Here is a 1522-nt window from a genome sequence, read left to right on the forward strand (position 1 = left end):
AGGTCTTTGGGGTATCGAACTAACATGCTTAGAAACCCTGCCTTTGTAAGCCATAGGTATTTTCAAGAACGGATGAAGCTTCACCACCTTGGCGTATACTCGTCACAAATATATTGATAACTTCTTCACCTGATGGCCCTGAACTACGTGTTGTCGAACCTGCTCTACTCGCATCTTCAAACAAGTTCACAGTTACATTCGCACCTAGTGATTGCCCCTTACTGTGGTCAATAACAGTTTCATTACCGTGTAAAATGGCATGGAAACCACCTTTACCATCAACACCACCGTAACGGGGTAAGTTACCTGTATAACCACCACCATCGAAGGAAGCTAAGCCACTCACTTTACCCGCATACATACCACCGGCAGCAATAACAACACCTGCAGCTGCAGCACCAAGAACAGGTCCAACATAAGGAATATCAGCAAGCGCGTTATATGCTTTCATTGCAGTGTCATAGGTATTCGTCCAAATACTTTGTATTGAATTGCTCTTTTCATCATCAAGCATGGCAGCACCAATACTCATAGCCGATTTAGCATAACTCGCTTTTTTACTGTCCATGCCATCAAAATAACCACTCATGACGTTAAACAAGCTATCGTATGATTGCTGCATAGTATCGATACGAGTCTTTTCTTCTTTGTCTAACTTTTCTTTATGTTCTTTTTCTTTCTTTTCTCTGGCTTCTTGCTGCTCTTTTTGAATGTTAGTTATGTTTTGTTGGTGCTGTGCTTCGGCCTGCTCCTTAGCCAGCTTATAAGATGCTTCAATTTCAGCGGTTAGTAGGTTCTTATCACGCAGCAACTGGAACTCTTTTTCCATTTGCTGCTGTTGACGTTCAAAGCGACGTTTCTCAAGTTCAATTTCTTTACCTTCCATGGCCAATTGTGCTTCATGAATCTTTTCATATTGTTTTTTAGCCGCATCAACTAGGGCTTGTTGATCAGAAGAAATTAAATTGGATAAGCCTGTTTTCCCGCCTTTACTGGTTTGTTCTGCTGCAGCTGCTTGAAATTTTGCTTGAACATCCTCAATCCAGCCCTTTATACGCTCTGAGGGTAGCGGCTCCATCATAGAGTTATGAAGATCTTCTTTCGCTTGAATAAGGCTATCGAATGCAGTTTCACCTATTTCATCAAGCGTTTTAAAGCCCTCAGCATTTCCGAGTTTATTTAACTCCGCCAATGCCTTTTTCGCAGAATCACCTACACCAGGAATATGCTGAGCAAGCTCTAATACTTTTCTGAGCGGAAATAAAATGCCATTAGTCACCCTATTAGCAAAAGGTACAATCCCTTTGTTTATTACAAAAGCCAGCCCTTGCCATAGCGCTGTCGAAAAACCCATAGCAACAACTTTCGCACCATTAAAAAGGACTTTTAAACCATGAACACCGTCAGCCATTACACCAATACCAGTTGATACTTTTCCTATGACCTGCTGGGCGAGTTTGCCGAAGCCACCGGCTTCTTTTGCTGTTTCAACGAAAAGATCTGATAAAGCACCAACAAGAGG

1 pseudogene is annotated in these 1522 nt (G+C 42.0%); it reads right to left on the reverse strand.

Annotated features, from left to right (window positions below):
- Positions 1–28: 28 nt before the first annotated feature.
- A pseudogene (locus C2M25_RS09280) lies at positions 29–1522 on the reverse strand (hypothetical protein); the annotation flags it as partial.

Origin of the sequence: Pseudoalteromonas sp. T1lg21 (assembly GCF_002964625.1) — a bacterium.
Classification (GTDB): domain Bacteria; phylum Pseudomonadota; class Gammaproteobacteria; order Enterobacterales; family Alteromonadaceae; genus Pseudoalteromonas; species Pseudoalteromonas gelatinilytica.